The organism is Kitasatospora kazusensis (genome assembly GCF_039529945.1).
Taxonomy (GTDB): Bacteria; Actinomycetota; Actinomycetes; order Streptomycetales; family Streptomycetaceae; genus Kitasatospora; species Kitasatospora kazusensis.
Window position 1 is genome coordinate 1 of sequence record NZ_BAAANT010000013.1, and the last position, 15,041, is coordinate 15,041.

General features: G+C 69.5%; 15 protein-coding genes. 12 read left to right on the forward strand and 3 right to left on the reverse strand.

Annotated features, from left to right (window positions below; translation table 11 throughout):
- Positions 1-88 precede the first annotated feature (88 nt).
- Complete coding sequence (locus tag ABD330_RS13670; RefSeq protein WP_344464517.1) at positions 89-364, reverse strand: hypothetical protein; 276 nt, start codon at positions 362-364, stop codon at positions 89-91.
- Between the two features lie 1,389 nt (positions 365-1,753).
- On the opposite strand from ABD330_RS13670, the gene ABD330_RS13675 reads away from it, so the two are divergent.
- From ABD330_RS13675 to ABD330_RS13690, 4 genes are all read left to right on the forward strand, one after another.
- Complete coding sequence (locus ABD330_RS13675) at positions 1,754-2,869, forward strand: hypothetical protein (RefSeq protein WP_344464519.1); 1,116 nt, start codon at positions 1,754-1,756, stop codon at positions 2,867-2,869.
- Positions 2,870-2,958: 89 nt separating this feature from the next.
- A complete protein-coding gene (locus ABD330_RS13680; RefSeq protein WP_344464521.1) occupies positions 2,959-3,474 on the forward strand; it encodes a hypothetical protein in 516 nt (171 codons plus the stop codon).
- A gap of 16 nt (positions 3,475-3,490) precedes the next feature.
- Positions 3,491-4,078 carry a hypothetical protein gene (locus ABD330_RS13685; protein WP_344464523.1) on the forward strand — a complete coding sequence of 196 codons (588 nt, stop codon included), beginning with the start codon at positions 3,491-3,493 and terminating at the stop codon, positions 4,076-4,078.
- A gap of 103 nt (positions 4,079-4,181) precedes the next feature.
- On the forward strand, positions 4,182-4,535 hold the full coding sequence (locus ABD330_RS13690) for a hypothetical protein (protein ID WP_344464525.1): 354 nt from the start codon (positions 4,182-4,184) through the stop codon (positions 4,533-4,535).
- A gap of 754 nt (positions 4,536-5,289) precedes the next feature.
- On the opposite strand, the gene ABD330_RS13695 is transcribed toward ABD330_RS13690, so the two are convergent.
- Positions 5,290-6,156: a haloalkane dehalogenase gene (locus ABD330_RS13695; RefSeq protein WP_344464527.1), complete on the reverse strand. Its 867-nt coding sequence runs from the start codon at positions 6,154-6,156 to the stop codon at positions 5,290-5,292.
- 186 nt (positions 6,157-6,342) lie between these two features.
- Positions 6,343-7,167 (reverse strand): SDR family oxidoreductase, encoded by an 825-nt coding sequence (locus tag ABD330_RS13700; protein WP_344464528.1) that lies wholly within the window; start codon positions 7,165-7,167, stop codon positions 6,343-6,345.
- 95 nt (positions 7,168-7,262) lie between these two features.
- Between ABD330_RS13700 and ABD330_RS13705 the strand changes: the two genes are divergently transcribed.
- The 8 genes from ABD330_RS13705 to ABD330_RS13740 all read left to right on the forward strand — a co-directional run bounded on the left by ABD330_RS13705 (position 7,263) and on the right by ABD330_RS13740 (position 15,003).
- A complete protein-coding gene (locus tag ABD330_RS13705; RefSeq protein WP_425555523.1) occupies positions 7,263-7,856 on the forward strand; it encodes a TetR/AcrR family transcriptional regulator in 594 nt (197 codons plus the stop codon).
- A gap of 217 nt (positions 7,857-8,073) precedes the next feature.
- On the forward strand, positions 8,074-8,631 hold the full coding sequence (locus ABD330_RS13710) for an NUDIX hydrolase (RefSeq protein WP_344464530.1): 558 nt from the start codon (positions 8,074-8,076) through the stop codon (positions 8,629-8,631).
- Positions 8,632-8,870: 239 nt separating this feature from the next.
- A complete protein-coding gene (locus ABD330_RS13715) occupies positions 8,871-9,554 on the forward strand; it encodes an HAD family hydrolase (RefSeq protein WP_344464532.1) in 684 nt (227 codons plus the stop codon).
- 808 nt (positions 9,555-10,362) lie between these two features.
- Positions 10,363-11,148 (forward strand): ParB/RepB/Spo0J family partition protein, encoded by a 786-nt coding sequence (locus tag ABD330_RS13720; protein ID WP_344464534.1) that lies wholly within the window; start codon positions 10,363-10,365, stop codon positions 11,146-11,148.
- Between the two features lie 298 nt (positions 11,149-11,446).
- The gene (locus ABD330_RS13725; RefSeq protein WP_344464536.1) at positions 11,447-12,481 is read left to right on the forward strand and encodes a hypothetical protein; all 1,035 of its coding nucleotides are present in this window, start codon (positions 11,447-11,449) and stop codon (positions 12,479-12,481) included.
- An 8-nt stretch (positions 12,482-12,489) separates the two neighbouring features.
- Entirely contained in the window at positions 12,490-13,782 is a 1,293-nt protein-coding gene (locus tag ABD330_RS13730) for an MFS transporter (protein ID WP_344464538.1), read from the forward strand.
- Entirely contained in the window at positions 13,772-14,254 is a 483-nt protein-coding gene (locus ABD330_RS13735) for a CYTH domain-containing protein (protein WP_344464540.1), read from the forward strand. Before ABD330_RS13730 ends, ABD330_RS13735 begins: the two co-directional genes overlap by 11 nt.
- Positions 14,251-15,003, forward strand: coding sequence for an SDR family NAD(P)-dependent oxidoreductase (locus ABD330_RS13740; protein ID WP_344464542.1), 753 nt, complete (start codon positions 14,251-14,253; stop codon positions 15,001-15,003). The genes ABD330_RS13735 and ABD330_RS13740 overlap by 4 nt, the downstream gene beginning before the upstream one ends.
- The last annotated feature ends 38 nt before the right edge of the window (positions 15,004-15,041 follow it).

Consider the following 15,041-nt stretch of genomic DNA (forward strand, 5'->3'; position numbering starts at 1 on the left):
GCGCGGCTTCTTCTTCCCCATGCTCTCCATGATGGACATCATCCTTCCGGGGCCGAAGCCCCTGATCTCAGGTGTCCGTCAAAGCGGATCAAGCCCAGTTGAGCGACAGATCCGACTGGGCCAGCACCGGCGGTCGGCCGACGCCGTCATCGGAGGATGAGGTACTGAATTCAGTACGTGCCTCTGTGGTTGGCAGATGTGAAGCCAGGGCTTCAAGGACAGCGGCCCGACACTGCTCATCCTTGACCGTGATCTCGCCGGTCTTGAAGTCGTACCAGCCGACGGCTTTGTCGGCCCCCTCCCGGTTCACGTACAGCCGGTCGTGCCCGTGTCGACGCCAACGTCCGACGCTGAAGTCACCCATTCCCACCCCGAGACAACGATCATCTAAGGCTCCACCTCAGCACACGAGACAGCACCCGCCAGGGGGGCGTCAGCTCCAGCCGTGCCGATGGCATCGGGGGCACCGGGGGGACTTGAGTAAAAACCTTCTCTACGGGTTCAAGGCGGCTCGCTACCGCTCGCCGCGCGCGCCCCGGCTCACCGCCGGGCCGACGCTCCTGTCTTCGCCCCGCTTCCGGCCCGGCTCCGCCGGGCGCGCGGCTGTAAGCGAGCACGCTGTGAGACCCATGGGGCTCTGCCCCACACCCCGGCCCTCTCTCGGAGGGGGAGGCCGGCAGGCACGAGGGTGCACCGTCGTCATGGTGAACGTGGTGGGTCGCGGGACGGTCCCCTCCTCGACCGGACACCCAAGGGCGTACCCGGAACCTCCAGAGGCCGCCAAGGCCAAGCGCAAGCGTCACGACGTGAGCCTTGGCGGCCCCTGGAGAACCCGGGTGCGGCAAAGCTGCCCGATCGAGGAGGGAACCACCCCGCTCAGGCGGAGGTGTGCTGGCGGGCTGCTGTGGTGCTCCGACGTCCGCGCATTGACGTGCCCGGTCGCGCTCCCCGACGATGCGCAGTGTGATTCTTTCGATAGCGGCAGCCAGCGGCATAGGCATGGCCAGCAGCCCCCAGAGTTCCCAGGGGGGTTTGGCGTATCTCGTGGCTGGGCTACCGGGCCTTGCCTTCGGGCTCCTGCGGGCCACCAACTTCCGAGGCGTGGTCACACGCCAATATGCACAACAAGTGGCCTACCGGGCACGTCTGCCGAAGGTGCTCCGATGGGTATCGCCGCCGGCCGCGAGGCCCGGCGTTCAGCGCGTGGTTGGAGCGGCCATCGCTATCGGTAGCAGTGCGCTCATCGTTGCCGGGCTTCTGAGCTGAGCGGCCGTGCCCTTTGCGTGCCCTAACGGGCGGATGCGAGCGGTAAATCACGGTCATTCGAGGGCAGTGGACAGGTCGAAGCTCAGGCCGCAAGTAGAGAGATAGCAGCAGGTCAAGAGCACTCTGCTGGACCAGAGTTGGCGAAGGTTCCCAAGCTTGTAGCGCGAGTTCGATTCTCGTTGCCCGTTCAGAGAGAAAGCCCCAGGTCAACAGCCTGGGGCTTTCTTGTTGTCTGGACCAATTCCGGGTCGTCGCGCCAGATTCGTGCCAGAAGGGCCCGGGTGGCCAGTCGGATTCGATCGGCTGGGGATTTTCCGGCGTCGGGGTGGGCAGTAGGCAGTGACCCGCATCGGATGGCGAGACGCATTCTTCTGTGATCCGCGCCACGTGCACCTCCCGGGTTGGCCGACAGCGTGCGGCGTATCCCTGGTTGGGTGATATCCCACAGGAGTTCGGCTGACGAAGCTCCTGGCTAGGCTTCTGGCTCGTGACCTCTGAACAGCTCGAACCCATGACTCGCGACCGGGCGCTCGCCCTGCTTGCGGCACTCCCGGCGACCATCGGTCCCGGTCTCAGCGACGCCGAGGTCGAGGCCACCGAGGAGCGCTTCGGGTTCCGATTCGCGGCGGATCACCGGACCTTCCTGCAAGCCGGGATGCCGCTGGGCCGAGGCTGGCCGGACTGGCGCAATGGTGACGCCGGCGAGCTGCGCGGCCGCCTGAACTGGCCGAGGGACGGCGTGCTGTTCGATGTCAAGCACGGTTTCTGGTACCCCGGTTGGGGCGACAAGCCCGAGGACCGCCAGGAGGCACTCCGGCTCGCGGAAGCCCGTCTTCGCGAGGCGCCGCAGCTGGTGCCCGTCTTTTCGCACCGCTTTCTGCCCGGAATCGCCGGCCAGAGCGGACACCCCGTGCTCTCGGTGTACCAGACAGACATCATCTACTACGGCAACGACCTCGCGGACTACCTCCACCACGAGTTCGGAGGCCCCGTGGACAACCTGAGTCGTGCTCGCGCGAGTGTGCCCTTCTGGTCGTACTTCCTTGGGGGTGAGGAGCAGCGGGAGATCGCTGCGACCACTCCTCACGACCCCTATGCGGTCACCGCCGAGGAAGCCGTCGACCACCTGCTCATGCTCGCGATCGAACAGCGGATCGGCCGTCGCGTCGGAGCAGACACGCTCATCCAGGCCGCCTTGGTCGCGCTCGTCCTCGACATCGACACCCCCGCCCTCCGCGACCTCGCCGGCCTGACCCGAAGCGAGGAGTCGCAGGCCCACGAGCTCTTCGCGCAGGTCGTCGAGGAGCTCGGCCTCGCGGCACGGGTCCCCGCCACCGATGCGGAGGCCCGCTGGGCACTGGTGCGCTGGTGGCTGCAGCTCATCGCCAACGGCAGCATGAACGCCATCAAGGGCGGCAACCTGATCTCGTACGAGGCGTGGGACCAACTCGACCGCCCCGCAGCCCTCCGACCGTTCCTCGCTTGGACCAGCGAGTACGACGACTGGAAGGCGGACTGGGACACGCCCCGCAACGTCTTCAAACAACGGATCATCGACGACGCCCGGGCTCTCCTCGCCGGGCCGTGGCCGCCGGTGGCATGAGCCCCAAGCCGGTGTCTTCCGAGGCCAGGGTCAGACGAGCAGGCGGAATCCGTATGCCTCTCCGGCCGACGCCGGCCCATACTCGCCATGTGTCCACGATTCCGCGCTCCAGGACCCTGCGCCGGTTCCGGGACCCGCGCAGCACCGTCCACGACTTCCTCAAAGACATCCTGGTGGTCTGCCCGCGCTGCGCGGGCAGCGCCAACGTGCAGCAGGCGCAAGGTGGTTCTGATGCCGGAAACCGGCCGATCTTCGCGCCGCGTCGACTTGTCTGCCGCCACTGCGGCCTGGCGAAGGCGATGACGAGCCGACGACTGACCTTCTCTCGGGGAACCACCCGAGGGGCGACAGACCCGTACTTCGGGCTCCCGCTGCTGCTGCAGACCGAGACCCGCCACGGCTGGCTCTGGGCCTACAACCCCGAACGCCTCACCCTCATCCGCAGCTATGCCGCCGCCTCGCTGCGTGAGCGCGTTCCCTGGTACGACACCGGGCAGAAGATGACGCTCGTCGCTCGTCTCCCGGTCTGGATCAAGCACGCCAAGAACCGGGACGAGGTCCTGCGCGCCGTCGACCGCCTCCGCGCCGCGCTCATCGCTGACTGAAACCGGAGCCGACTCAATGATCACCGAATACCAGCGCCAGCTACGGGACCGACTCCTGGCCGCGCCGGTCATGGCCCCGCCTGCGCCGTGGAGGCCGGTGCTCGACAACAGGACGCCCGTCGGCGGTCTACAGGGCATCGGCTTCGGTATCCACCCCGACACCGGCAGCGACTTGGTCATGGTCGTCTCCATGGACGGCCACGGCCTCTTTGACGCGGTCACCGGCGAGAAGATCGCGCGTGACCGTGACCCCGACCCGGATACCAGCACCCCCGACGATTCCCGGGACCTCAGTTGTCCTGGCCTTGGTCCGTTGGCCGGCACTCGTGTGCAGATCGCGGGCCTGTTCGGCGGCGGACTGCACAGCGGCTCCGGTGACGGTTGGGCCATCGACGTGGTCACCCCGGAGTGGCCCAATGAGCAAGTCATCCTGTCCACGGACGGCGGTGTCTACGGGGGTGAAATGGGCCGGAGTTGGTGGCACATCTTCCACTCCGACTACTCCACTCTGCGCACGGCGGGCTTCTCCCCGTCCGGTCGCACCCTTGCGGTGGCCACGAGCAGCGACTTCACCCTGTGGGCCAAACCAGGCGTCTCCCGATGACCTTCGAAGGGAAGAGAGCTGCGGAACCGGGGCCGCTTCCTCCCGACCGCGCCGTGGCCGCGACGGGGTGAGTGCTGTCGGACGCGCGTGTGAGACTCCCCGGATGCTGATCGCCCGAACCAGCCGCGGTGCCGGTATTCGTAAGCCGTCACGTCCGGCCATCCGGAACATGCTCGCCAACCTCCGGCGAGGCAATTCCCACCTGGTGCTGGAACGTACCGAGGAGAACCTGGAGGGCGACTGGTACATCCAGGTACGCCTTCGGGACAACAACATCTACGAGCTGGAGTACCGCGACGGCGTACCCGCCGTGCACTACCAGACTCTGACTGTTTCGCTCGCGAAGGTCACCGACGCCTTCATAGCCTGGGCTGACGGGCGCACGGACTGGAAGGCCGGGTTCATGTGGACCAATATCGGCTCGCGGTTCATGGAGCAGGCCGACACCGCTGAGTGAGGGATCCACTCCGACTGCCGCCGAAGTGGTGGGCGAGGGAGAGCAGTTCGGATAGCGGCAATAGAAGACCGTAGGCCCGGAGAGCGGCACCTCCCGTGACCCTGCCCAGTGGGTGGGGGATCGCGGCGAGAGCGTCCTGGTGGCGCGTACGACGGAGTCCTGGCCGACAAGACGTCGGCCAGGACTCGGCTGTCATCCGGGCAAGGCTCGGCCCGGTGCGGAATGTTGGCGGGTGTGGCCACGCCAGGTGCTGCTCGAACTCCGGGATGATCTCGGGCGGGATGCCGCCAGGATGCTTGGCCGGCGGTCGGTCTTCGTCGCCCTCGTTCACCGGATCGGTGGTGGGGTACCCGTCCTCACTTGCCGCTGGTGCGCCATGGCTCCCCAGTGTTGTTCAGTCCCGCGACCACCGGTTGGTCGAGGCCGACGATGACGTCCGACTTCAACGTACGCAGGGCCGCCACTGGAGACGGGAAGTGGTCGGCCCTCTCCGCGAACGGGGTTGTGGCGGCCCAGGACGAGGCCGGGCAGCAGCTCCCGTCCCGCGTTGTCCGCGACGACGCAGACCCTCGGGCTGTTCGCCGCAGCGAGCGTGGCTCTGGCGGTCAAGGATGATCGCCCAGTTCTCGGGCCTGATTTGGGTGTCTGCGAGTGGTTTCCGCGCACGGCTGAGCTACGAGTCAGGGGCTCCCCAAAAGGCTGCCGATGGCCATGCCCGTGCGGCAGATCGACCGGCGCGTGCGGCGAGCGGGTACTACCGGTGGCGGAGGCCGAAGCGGTCCGTCCAGGCTGAGAGGGCCGTGGCGATGAGCAGTGGTTGGTCCTCCGGCGTGTGGTGGCCGGCGATGGCCGGGGAGTGCTCGATTTCCAGGGCGGCGATGTTTGCCGCACACCACGCGATGATGCCCTCGTGCATCATCGTTCCCGGTCCGGGGGCGAAGGTGAGCAGTAGTTTGGGTATCTCGGGGCTGGTTGCCAGCCACCGGTCGTACGCCTCGATCGTGGCCACGACGTCGGCGGGCTCGCCGCCCAGTGGCATCGAGCGCGGCCACTGCAGCAGTGGCTTTCGGCTTTCCGGGGTCGGGTACGGCTTGCGGTAGGCGTCGATGTCGCCCCCGGTGAGTGCTGTGGCGCTGGAGCCGGGCAGGGCCTGCTCGATGAAGGCGTTGTCGTGGAGGATCATCGTCTCGCCGACGCCGTCGGTTTTGATCGCCCGGAACAGCTCCCGGCCGCCCTCGGGGAACTCCTCCCAACTCATCGGCTTCACGATGGTCTCGGTGAAGGCGATGCCGCGCACCTGGTCCGGGTGGCGGGCGGCCCAGTCGAAGGCGAGGGCGCCACCCCAGTCGTGCCCGACCAGGACCACGTCCCGCAGATCGAGCGCGTCGAACCAGGCATCCAGGTAGCGGGCGTGGTCGGCGAAGGTGTAGTCGATATCGGGTTTGCCCGATTCCCCCATGCCGATGAGGTCGGGGGCCAGCAGCCGCCCGGCACCGACGGCCGGCATGACCTCGCGCCACAGGTAGGACGAGGTCGGGTTGCCGTGCAGGAAGACGATCGGCACGCCGGTGCCGGACTCCCGGTGGTGCATGGTCGAGTCAAGAATGCGCCGTACAGGCATGGTTCCAGTCCCCCTACGAAGGTTGGGCGGTGTGATGCATTGACTCTGATCTCGGTGACCACGAGGCCGGCCGTGCCTGGCCGTCCCGGGTGAAGCGCACCGCGAGTACGTGGGGAGAGCCGACGGGACGCGAGGCGGTCGGAGCGGCCGCCTGTGGCTCGGCGGGGAAGTCCTCGGCCGGTGTCCTCACCGGAAGGCCGGTGCGTTGCGTTCGGCCCAGCTGCCGAAGCTGCCCGGCGCGCGGCCGAGGACGCGCTCGATGTCAGGGCTCACCTGCTGCTCGCTTTCGGTGGGCTCGCCCAGGATGGCCAGGGTGCCCTCGACCACGGGCAACGGCATGAAGCGCGCCATCTGCTCGTGTGCCTCCGCACGGGTCTGCTCGGTGAATCGCACGGGCTCACCCAGGGCAGCCGCGATCGCCGCCGTCCGCTCGCGCGGGGTGGTCGGGGCGGGCCCGGTCAGGGTGTAGGTGGCGCCCAGGTGGGTGTCCTGGTCCCGCAGGACGGTGGCGGCGACCGCGGCCACGTCCTCGGGGTCGACGAACGGCAGGCCGACATCGCCGAACGGCGCCTCGGCCGCCCGCCGGGTGCGGATCGACTCGGCCCAGGCGAAGGCGTTGGTCGTCATCCCGCCCGATCGCAGGATGGTCCAGTCGAGCCCGGACGTCCGCACCGCCGCCTCGAACAGCCCTGGGTGCCGGTACGCCTGCGGCCGGGTCCCCGCGCCCTGCGAGGAGAGCAGCACCACCTGGCTGATCCCGGCGGCCCGCGCCGCCGCCATGATGCCGTCCGGGTCCTCGCCGGCCACCAGCAGGAAGAGTGCCCGCGCGCCGTCGAAGGCGTCCCGCAGCGTGCCCGGCTCGGCCAGGTCGGCGGCCACGGTGCGCACCCCCGGCGGTACGTCGGCGGCGGTGATGCGCCGTGCCACGGCCGTCACCGGCAGCTGCGCCTCGGTGAGCATGCGTACCAGCGCCCGTCCGACGTTCCCGGTCGCACCCGTCACAACGATCATGTCGATCTCCTCGACTCATCTGAGTTAGTTGACTGACTTACTCCGTCGGGAGGACGCTAGCACGGCGAGGCGGTCGGCTGTCTATAGTTAGTCGGGTGACTGACTCAATGGATTCTCCGTCGCCCCGCGCGGCGGCCGCCGGCAAGCGGCAGCGGCTGACGGCCGCCACCGCCCGGGTCCTGCACGAGCAGGGCGTGGAGCGGACGACTATCGCCGACATCGCCCGCGCCGCCGACGTTCCGGCGGGCAACGTCTACTACTACTTCAAGACCAAGGACGAGCTGGTCGAAGCCGCGCTCGCCGAGCACTCCGGATACCTGACATCCCTGACCCACCGGCTCGACCAACTCGCCGACCCGCGCGAACGCCTCAAGGGCCTGATTGCCACGTGGGTCGGTCAGCGCGACACCGCCGCCCGCTTCGGTTGCCCCACCGGCACCCTGGCCGTCGAACTCGACAAGCGGACCGAGGGCGGGCTCGACCTGGCGGCGGGCCAGGTCATCCGTCAGCTGCTGGACTGGGTGGAGCAGCAGTACCGACAGCTGGGCGTGGCCGATCCCGATGGCCGCGCACTGGCGCTCGTCGGCGCGTACCAGGGCATGTCGCTGCTCGCCAACGCGCTGCGTGACCCGGAGATCATGACCCGGGAGGGAGCCCGGCTCGCTTGCGAGCTCGACGGCCTGACCTGACGCGCACCAGCCGTCGGGGCGGACGGAGCCGTCCCGGGTGGGAATGGCAGGCGGCCGGCCGTCCTTCACGGTGCAGGAATCAACTGCTCAAGATCAAAGGGAGCCCCGCCTCCCGGGGTCACCCGCTCGGCCGCATTAATGAGATGACGAACCGTCAGTCGAACATAAGATGGGTGGTCCCGACGGAGCGAGGAGTGTCGAGGATGGGGGCGCGGGCGTGACGGAGAGCCTCGGACTGGCTGAACTGCTGGACCGGTACCAGCCGCAGGGACCGGCAGAGGCCGCGGACCATGCGCGGGTGCTCGGCCTGGTCGGGGCGGCGGACCCCTGGGACCGGAAGACGCCGCTGCACTTCACGGCCTCCGCTCTGATCGTCCACCCCACGACGCAGCGGGTGCTGCTGCGCTGGCACGCGCGCCAGCAGGCCTGGCTGCATGTCGGTGGGCACGGCGACCCGGGGGAGACACTGCCCCTGGAGATCGCCCTGCGCGAGAGCCGGGAGGAGACGAGCCTGCGGGACCTGGTGCCCTGGCCGACCGCCTCGCTGGTGCACCTCGCCGTTGTCCCGGTCCCGGCCTCTCCCGAGGAGCCGGCCCACGAACACGCGGATCTGAGGTTCCTGCTGGCCACCCGGTCCCCGGACCTGGCGCTGCCGGAGAACCCGGAATCCCCGCTGGTCTGGCTGTCGTCGGCCGAGGCGCGGCAGCGGACCACCGAGGAGAACTTCCGGGAGACCCTCGACCGGGCCGGCCGACTGCTGGCCGCGGCCGGCTGACCTCCCACCGTCTCTCAGTGCGTCGGCGGTCAACTGTTGCGCGGTGAGCGGGAGTTCGACCTCCAGCCGGCGCCCGACGGCGTCCTGCCGGCGGGCCCCGAGCCCGCGCCTCCGAGCCCGCGCCTCCGGGGCCGCTCCGGGCGCGATGACCGTTCTGTACGACTGCACACCCGCGTGTTCCGTGTCCGGCGGCGCCAGAGCCGCCGGACGGGTCAGCGACTCGTACCCGAGGTGATCAGATGCACAAGAACCAGGTACTCATCTTCGATGCCGATGACACGCTGTGGGAGAACAACATTCTCTTCGAGCGGGTCATCGACGGCTTTCTGGACTGGGTCTCCATGCCCGCCCGGCGCGCCGCGACCCGGGCCGCCCTGGACGCGATCGAGGCCGAGAACGCGGTGACCCTCGGGTACGGGGTCGAGATGTTCCGGCAGAGTCTCGGCGACTGCCTGGAGGGTCTGACCGGGCATGCCCCGGCGGCCGCGGAGATCGCTCGAATCGAGGCATTGCTCAGTCCTTTGACGGATCGTCAGATCGATCTCATCGACGGAGTCGCCGATACGCTCGCGGTGCTCGCGGAGCGCCACGAACTGCTGCTGCTCACCAAGGGCAACCCGGCGGAGCAGCAACGCAAGGTGGATGCCTCCGGAATCGCCCACCGCTTCCGCAGTATCCACATCGTCGCCGAGAAGACGGCGGACACCTATCGGCAGCTCGGTGCGGAGTTGGGGCTGGAAGGGGATCGGACATGGATGGTCGGAAACTCGCCCAAGTCCGACATGCACCCGGCGCGTGAGGCCGGGCTGAAGACGGTCTTCATCCCGCATGAGCACACCTGGGTGCTGGAGTTCGACGAGCAGCGCCCGGAAGGGCCGACTCTTGAACTCCGTTGCTTCAGCCAGCTGTTGGAGCACTTCTGATCGGTGTGACCGCTTCCCGGCCGGCCGTGGACGGCCTGGGTTCGGTGTGCCGCCGGGCGCGAAGTCGGCCCGAACGACTGAAGGGCTGAAGGGCCGAATGGCCGAACGCGCTGCGTGCTGCGTCTTTCGCGGACGGGACGGCGGCGCGCTCCTGCGCGGGTTCCGCGCCCGCTGGACCGAGCCGGCCACGATGGTCTCCGCGGACCCGGGCCCGCGGTGGTCACGGGCCCGGTCGCGAGCCCGAGCGCCCCGGGGTAGTCATCGGCCTTTGGTTGAGCGGACGGTTCGTCAATTCTCTTCCTGTCGTGGCCCGACAGTTCGGGTCACGAAGTTTGGATACGTTCAACTGACTCTCTTGAACTCTACGCGCGTGGAATCTAGTCTCTGGACATGCCAGACCTTTCAAGTCAACGTCATGGGCAGGCGCCACCGCCTCGCCTCGCCGTGCCCGGATGCCGCCGGTCCCAGACGCTGCCCGAGGGCCGGTCGGACGTTCTGCCGGTCGGCGACGGCCCGCGTTCCCCGCAGGTGTGAGGACCAACGACACAGACTGCCTTGACCGGCCTGGGGATTCCGGTCGGACCGGGGCCGCCGATGTGGCTCCTGGTCGGATGCGGACGCCCCGCCGGACGCACGAGAGAGGTGACCCATTCACCAGGAAACGGCGCACGGTGCGGACAGTCCTGCCCGCACCGTCGCGACAGCAGCAGCCACGGAGTACGTGCCCCTCGGAGTGCTTCGGCCAGGGCATTCGCCCCGGCTCGCGGGCGAGGACGAGGCCCATGTCCGCTTGCTCGCGGAGTGCGGCGTGCAGCTGCCGCCGATTCTCGTGCAGCGGAGCACCATGCTGGTGGTCGACGGTATGCACCGGCTGCGTGCGGCCGAGTTCCGCGGCGATGCCGAGATCGAGGTGGCCTATGTCGAGGGTCCGGACGACGAGATCTTCGTTCGCGCCGTCCGGGAGAACATCGCACACGGTCTCCCGCTGTCGCTGAGCGACCGCAAGGCCGCCGCGGCCCGGATCATGACGCTGCATCCGGAGTGGTCGGACCGGATGGTTGCCAAGATCGTGGCGCTCTCCCCGAAGACGGCGGGTGCGGTGCGGCGGCGTGCAGCTGAGGAGATTCCTCAGTTACACACCCGGATCGGTCAGGACGGGCGGAGTCGTCCGCTGTGCTCGGCCGAGCCGAGGCGCGCGGCGGTCGAGCTGATCACCAACCACCCCGAGACCTCGCTGCGCGAGGTGGCCCGGCTGAGCGGCGTCTCGGTGGGGACGGCCCGCCGGGTGCGCCAGGAGGTGGCCGGCTCGCGGCAGTCGGTGTCTCCCGCGCGCGCGTCCGTCCGGGACGAGCGGATGGTGATCCAGGCGCTGGCCAGCGATCCCTCCCTGAAGTTCTCCGAGGTCGGCCGGGGACTGCTCCGCAGACTCTCCGCCAATGCGATCGAGCCCGCCGAGTGGCAGGAACTGCTGGCCGCGGTCCCCCCGCACTGCGTCGACCTGGTATCGGAAATCGCCATTTCCTACAGCCGCTCCTGGGACCAGTTCGCCAAGAGCCTGAAAAGTGTCGCCGGGCAGTCGAGGTCAGGTTCTTGAACCGGGGAACACCTGCCGGTCCGGCGCCCGGATCGATAGATTGTTCAAATCGACGAGGCGGACGCCGGATCATCCGAACCGAGGATTCTCTGTTCGTCCGCCACCTGTGAAATGGGGTGCATGAAAATGGGTATCAAGCTCGCGATGGTCAAGGCCAAGGCTGCTCACGGCGTCAGCTGACGTTGTGCGGCACAGGGCGGGCGTGGCGGCTGGACCGCCACGCCCGCCAGTCCGCCCGCACCGCGCAATTACGCGTGGAAAAGGACAAGGACCAGGGCAAGGACAAGAAGGGCCCGAGATGACGAAGAAATACCTTCCCCGATTCCCCGAAGAGCTCGATCGGGCACGCGCGGCCGTTCTCTCCCTGGCCCGGGCGGAAGGGGTGACGGCGGCCTACATAGGCGGCGCGCTCGCCGCCGGACTCGGGACCCCGATGTCCGATGTGGACGTCTACTTCGTGGTCGCCGACGGCGTGCCGTCCGCGGCCAGGCAGATATTCGTCGACGGGCGCCGGTACGATATCGCCTACCAGAGCGCGGGCTCGCTCCGGGCGCTGGTCGACCGGATATCCGACTACCGTGCGGAGCGCGACGACCTCGGAATTCTCACGGAGGTCGGGCGGAAGTCGCTGGACCCCCTGGTGCGTTTCCTGCTGGGTGAGACCGTCGTGGACGACGGCACCATCAAGGCGCTGGAGGACCGCGCCCGGGAGTCGATCTCCGAGATCGCCAGGACCATGGTCGGCGTCATGTCCTTCGAGGTCCACAACGCACTGGAGGACGCGCACGGCTTCCACGCCGTCGGCGATCTCCAGGCTGCCTCCTGGGCCGTACGGTCCGCCTCGCTCTCCGCCGCCGAGGCCCTCCTGGCGTCGCGCGGTGACCTCTACCTCGGGCACAAGTGGGTCTGGGCCCGGTGGGCGCGGACCTTCGGCTCGCCGATTCCACTGCCGTCCCCCGAGGCGGCGCCGGCTGACCCGGTGGCCTTCGGGGAGTCCCTCGCGGTCTGCCAGGACCTGCTCATCCAGGCGATCACCGGCGGGGTGTACCCGCTGCGGCACAGCGTCGCCCCGGGCGCGCTGTCCCGCGCGCCGATGGCCTGCGCCGTCCCGCTGCGCGACTCCGTGCTGGTCTACGTCGGCGTCGGTGACGCGGCCGAGATCAGCCGGGAGGGCCTGTTGCTGCTCGGGCTCGCCCACGGTCGTACCCGCGCCGAGACCGTCGCCCTGACGGTCGATCAGCTGCGCTCGGGCGGCGCGGAGGTCACCGACGGCGAAGTGGCCTCCTATCTCGACGACTTCGTCGAGGCCGGCCTGCTCACGGTCAAGGCCTAGGCGACCCGGTGTCCCAGACGGCCACCCCCGTCCGGCGGTCGGCGACGGAGCAGCGTGCGGCCTTTCGGCCCCTGTGGATCGCGACCTTCGTCTCCGCGCTCGGCACGGGACTCGTCTACCCGGTCACCGCGATCCACATCGCGACGGACCTGCGGCTCGGGGTCCCGGCGGTGGCGCTCTTCTACGGGACGTTCGCCGTGGCCGCCGGGGTCTTCGGACCGCTCGGGGGTTCGCTGGCCACCCGCTTCGGAGCGCGGCTGACTGCCGTGGCCGGCGGGTCCTGCCAGATCGCCGCCTGGACGATCATGGCCTGCGTCTCCGGGATGCCCCAAGTCATGGTCGTCGCCGCGCTGTCCGGCTTCGGCAGCTCGCTCTTCTTCCCCGCACTCTTCAGCACGATCCTGAGCGGCCTTCCGGAGGAGCTGCGCAAGCGCACCTTCGGCTTCCGGTACACCGTGATCAACCTCGGCATCGCCGCGGGGGCGGCTCTCTCGGGCCTGCTGGTCGTGCGGGCGGCGCCCTCCGTCCTCTTCCTGGCGAACGCGGTGAGCTTCGTCCCGGTGATCCTCTGGGTGTGGCGGCACGGCGACGGCGGGGAGGCCGCGGAGCCCTCGGCGGATGCCGAGAGCGCCGAGGAGAGGGCCGAACAGGGTGCCGAGGAGAGCGCCGGACGGTCGTCCGTCTGGTCGGGTGCGTTCGGGATCGCACTGGCCGTGACGTTCCTGATGTCGGCCTTCGGGGCGGTGCAGCTGGAGTCCACCGTCCCGCTCATCCTGCGGCGGCTGGCGCACGAGAGCCTGTCCGTGGTCACCGTCGTGACGGTGGTGAACGCCGTCGCGGTCGTCCTGCTGCAACGCGTCCTGCGGGCGCGGGTGGACCGGTTCGGCAACGCCGGGGCGGTGGCGCTGAGTGCCGGGCTCTGGGTGGCCGCGTACGCGATCGGTCTGCTGGCGACCGGCCTTCCCGGCCACCGGTCCTGGTGGGGCGAGGGCCTGTTGATGTGCTTCGCGGTGGTCTTCGCCGCGGGGGAGGTGGTGGCGGCCTCGTCCCTGACCCCGCTGATCGTCGGCCTGGTCGCACCGGGTGCGGCCGCGCGGGCGACCGGGATCTCCGGGTCGGCGTGGAGCCTGGGAACGCTGGCCGGTCCGGCGGCCGGCAGCACGGCGGTGGCGCTGGCCGGGCCGATGGGCAGTTGGGGAGTCCTCGCGGCCGGCGGGGCCGGTGCGCTGCTGCTCGGGCTGTGGCTGCGCGGGCACGGAGGCGGACGACGACGAAACGAGGGGAAGCGGCATGGGTGTTGAGAGAGAGCGCAAGTTCCTGGTGCCCGGTGACGAGTGGCGGGCCGAGGTCGTCTCGGTGCACCGCATCCGCCAGGGTTTCCTGTCGACGGACCTCCGGCGGGTGGTCCGGGTCCGGGTGGTCGACGACAACGCCGGCTACCTGACGGTCAAGGGCGCCCGGCACGGCATCAGCCGCGCGGAGTACGAGTACCCCGTACCGGTGGCCGACGCGGTCGAGATGCTGGAGCGGCTCTGCCTGCCGGGCCGGATCGACAAGCTGCGCCATGTCTGCGGATCCGAGCACTACGAGCTGATCGTCGACGAGTTCGGCGGCGACCACCAGGGGCTCGTCCTCGCGGAGGTCGAGTACCACGGCGAGTCGACCGAGGCCGCGCTGCCCGGCTGGCTCGGTACCGAGGTCACCGGCGACGACCGGTACTCCAACGCGGCACTGGCCGCACGTCCGGGAACCGACGAGGGGAGCACGCCATGAGTGAGCAGACCACGAGTGAGCAGGCCGCCGGCGGGCAGCGCGTCGCCCTGGTGACCGGTACGAACCGCGGAGCGGGAAACGGCATCGCCCGGGCGCTGCACGCGGCGGGCTACCGCGTCATCTCGCTGAACCGCACACCCGGCGGTGCCCCGGAGCTCGGCGAGATCATCTGCGACCTCTCCGACCCGGCCGCGCTCACCGGGGCGCTGGCCGAGGTGCGCCGACGCACCGACCGGCTGGACGTGTGCGTCTGGAACGCGGCGGTCCGCCGGCTGGGGACCATGGCGGAGCTGGACGAGGAGTCGTGGGCGGCCAGCGTGTCCACCAACCTGGTCTCCCCGGCGCTGCTGACCCGCGGCACGCTGCCGATGCTGCGCGAGTCCGGCGGCATGTACGTCTTCGTGGGCAGCCACGCGGGGACCCGGTACTTCGAGGGCGGCGCCGCCTACAGCGCGACGAAGGCCGGCCTCAAGGCACTGGTGGAGGTCCTGCTGCTGGAGGAGCGCGGGAACGGCGTGCGGGCCGTGCTCGTCTCGCCGGGGGCGATCGCCAACCGCGCGTGGGACGACTCGCCGACCAAGATCTCAACCGGCTCGTTCGGCTCGCTCGTCGTCGACCTGGTCGACCGGATGCCGGCCGATCTCGCGGTCGGCGAGATCGAGGTGCGGCCCGCCGTGCTGGCACAGGCGCCGGAGCAGGGGCAGGCGCCGGAGCAGGGGTACGGGATCGCGCGGCTGCAGCGGGTCTGACGGAGCAACACCGATGGGGTTGTTGCTGGAACGAAGGA

What these genes read in the sequence shown, in the direction of transcription:
- ABD330_RS13670 (WP_344464517.1), bottom strand. Translation starts at nt 364, where the DNA reads ATGGGTGACTTCAGCGTCGGACGTTGGCGTCGACACGGGCACGACCGG.
- ABD330_RS13685 (WP_344464523.1), top strand. Translation starts at nt 3,491, where the DNA reads ATGATCACCGAATACCAGCGCCAGCTACGGGACCGACTCCTGGCCGCG.
- ABD330_RS13690 (WP_344464525.1), top strand. Translation starts at nt 4,182, where the DNA reads ATGCTGATCGCCCGAACCAGCCGCGGTGCCGGTATTCGTAAGCCGTCA.
- ABD330_RS13695 (WP_344464527.1), bottom strand. Translation starts at nt 6,156, where the DNA reads ATGCCTGTACGGCGCATTCTTGACTCGACCATGCACCACCGGGAGTCC.
- ABD330_RS13700 (WP_344464528.1), bottom strand. Translation starts at nt 7,167, where the DNA reads ATGATCGTTGTGACGGGTGCGACCGGGAACGTCGGACGGGCGCTGGTA.
- ABD330_RS13715 (WP_344464532.1), top strand. Translation starts at nt 8,871, where the DNA reads ATGCACAAGAACCAGGTACTCATCTTCGATGCCGATGACACGCTGTGG.
- ABD330_RS13725 (WP_344464536.1), top strand. Translation starts at nt 11,447, where the DNA reads ATGACGAAGAAATACCTTCCCCGATTCCCCGAAGAGCTCGATCGGGCA.
- ABD330_RS13735 (WP_344464540.1), top strand. Translation starts at nt 13,772, where the DNA reads ATGGGTGTTGAGAGAGAGCGCAAGTTCCTGGTGCCCGGTGACGAGTGG.
- ABD330_RS13740 (WP_344464542.1), top strand. Translation starts at nt 14,251, where the DNA reads ATGAGTGAGCAGACCACGAGTGAGCAGGCCGCCGGCGGGCAGCGCGTC.